This is a genomic window from Bradyrhizobium sp., assembly GCF_027451485.1.
Taxonomy (GTDB): Bacteria; Pseudomonadota; Alphaproteobacteria; order Rhizobiales; family Xanthobacteraceae; genus Bradyrhizobium.
In genome coordinates, this window is sequence record NZ_DAIDJE010000193.1 from 1 (window position 1) to 2,650 (window position 2,650).

General features: G+C 64.2%; 1 protein-coding gene and 1 pseudogene. One reads left to right on the forward strand and one right to left on the reverse strand.

Annotated elements, in window-relative coordinates; translation table 11 throughout:
• Positions 1–2,147 (reverse strand): heavy metal translocating P-type ATPase (locus NEZ08_RS22905; protein ID WP_298112195.1); only part of this gene is annotated, 2,147 nt, incomplete at its 3' end.
• A gap of 286 nt (positions 2,148–2,433) precedes the next feature.
• On the opposite strand from NEZ08_RS22905, the pseudogene NEZ08_RS22910 reads away from it, so the two are divergent.
• Positions 2,434–2,650: pseudogene (locus tag NEZ08_RS22910) on the forward strand (hypothetical protein); the annotation flags it as partial.

The following is a 2,650-nucleotide window of genomic DNA, read 5'->3' on the forward strand; positions in this document are numbered from 1 at the left end:
AGGCGCGACTGGTGCATGATCTCGCGATGCGCCCGGCTCATCGCTCCAAGCCCGTGCCGGTCCGCCAGGTATTTTGCGACGTGCGGATAGACCGCGCTCTCGTCGTCCTGCTCGTGCGGTACGATCCCGGCTGCGACGATCCGATCCGCTTCCGAGATCATGGCGGCTGCGCCGGCGGCTTTCGCCTGGTCCAGCGCATCCGCAATCTCCCGCAGGCGGTCGAGCGTCGGCTCCATTTGGGCGTGATCGGCCTGAAGAGAGCCGGCCATGGCAACCGGCATCCTGCCGCGACCTTTTGCGCGGCCGGGGCCGAGTGCGCGCAAGGCGTTGAGGATCACGGCGACATCGATGGCCTCCTGCGTCAGGGCACCGCCGACCGGCGGCAACCATCCGATCGCGGCCAGGGCCATCGCAAAGGCGGAGAGTACCATCCCCGACACGATGCTTTGCAGGGCGATCGATCGCGTCCGTTTCGCAATGCTGATCGCATCCGCGATGCGATCGACACGGTCGACGAGAATGACGACGTCGGCCGCTTCGGATGACGCGCTCGCACCTCGCGCGCCAAGCGCGATGCCGACGTTTGCAGCGGCCAGAGCGGGGGCATCGTTGATGCCGTCGCCGACCATGACGGTCAGATTCCGGCGCTTTTCCGTCGCGACCGCATCGACCTTGTCGGCCGGCTCCCGGTCCGAAAGAACCGCATCCAGGTCGAGGGCGGCACCGATCGTTTCGGCTGCTTCTGCCCGGTCACCGGTCACCATCACGATCCGCGAGACGCCGGCCGATCGCAGCGCCTGAACGGCGCGCGGGGTTTCGCGGCGAAGTTCGTCACCCAGCAGCAGGGCGCCGATGGTGCGACCGTCCACAGCGACGAATACGCTGAGCGCCGAGCGCCAGGCCGCGCGTCGCAGAGCCCGAACCACCCAGGCCTCCGGCTTTTGAGAGCCAACCACGAGCTGGTGCGATCCGACCCGGATCAGCCTGCCGTCGATCACGCCTTCGAGGCCGGCGCCCGCGGTTTCGCGGACCTGAGATGCGGTGCTCAGTTCGAGCTGCCGCGCTGTTGCAGCCTGGACGATGGCCGCGGCAACGACGTGATGCGATGCCTGCTCCAGCGAGGCCGCCAGGCGGAGCACATCGTCCGCCTGATGGTTGGGAGCAACTTCGACGGCCACGAGACGGGCGCCGCCGACCGTCAGCGTGCCGGTCTTGTCGAACATCACGGTATGAGCCTGGGCGAGCGCTTCAAGCGGGTTGCTGCCCTTGACGAGAATTCCGCGCTTTGCAGCCCGGGCAACCCCCGAGATAAAGGCGACGGGAGCGGCGAGAATGAGCGGACACGGCGTCGCCGCAACCAGCACCGCCAGAGCGCGAATCGGATCGTTCGAGAAAAACCAGGCGCCTCCCGCGATCAGCAGGGCTATCGGCAACAGCAGCAATGCATAGCGATCCGCCATGCGGATGAACGGAGACTTTGCGCTCTCGGCTGCGCTCACCATTCTCACGATGCCGGCATAGGTGCTTTCGCCTGAAGTCGCAGACGTCCGGATTTCGAATGGTCCGCCCGCATTCAGCGAACCGCTGCGCGCCAATTCTCCGCCACTCCTCGAGACGGGAATGGGCTCGCCGCTCAACGCCGATTCGTCGATCGTCGCTTCCGCGCTGGTGATGACACCGTCAACGGGAACCACCTCGCCACTGCGGACGAGAACAACGTCTCCGACTTCAACCTGCTCGATGGGCGTATCCGTGATGATCGATCCGGTGCGGCGATGTGCAACTCTCGGGGCACGATCGATCAGTGACCTGAGGTCGCGCTCGGCCCGGGCGACCGCGATGTCCTCGAGCACGTTGCCCCCGGCATACATGATGGCGATGACGATGCCGGCCAGTGCCTGACCGAGAACGATTGCGCCCGACATCGAAACGAGCGCGATCGAGTCAACGCCCATGCGGCCGGCCGCGAAGTCCAGCACGATCGAGATGAGGAGACCGACGACGACCGGGATGGTTCCGCCGATCCAGCACCAGCCGGCCACATCGCTGCGACCCATCGCCAGGGCGACAAACCCGAGAACCAGACCGGCTATCGCGACGGCGATCAGCGCACGCCGCAGGAATCGTTCAGACCATAGCCAAGCCATTCTCGGTTCGCCAACGTATGAGACGCCGCAAAATTATCGCTCCGGTCAGTCTGATAAGTTGATCAAAATCAAAGCTATAAGAGGTCCGCGAGTCGTTGCCGATCATGCTTGGCTAAATCTTGATCATCAATCCCAACACGCTCATGATGGCTGCGGCGAACTTGGCGAGCAATTCTCCCGCCAGGCCGCGGTGCTCGCTCCAGTATGACAGTTTCATGAATGATCTAGCGCAAGGAATCGGCTTCAAAGGCGAGCGATAAGGGCGACGCTCACTTTGGATGTCGTCATGAAGACTCAGATCATCAACGAGCTTGGGCAGACGGATATTCTTTTGCCGACTCTTCTTTCCGAAGGGCTGGCCGCCAATAACCGCATCAAGGTGCGCATGAGCGCACTGCAGGCAGCCGTGCATCGCGCCCAAGAGCCCGGCCGCGCGCCGGTCGAATTGAACGCCGAGAGCCGTGCAGCCGGAATTTCACCCGCTGCGCTCTCGACGCTGATTG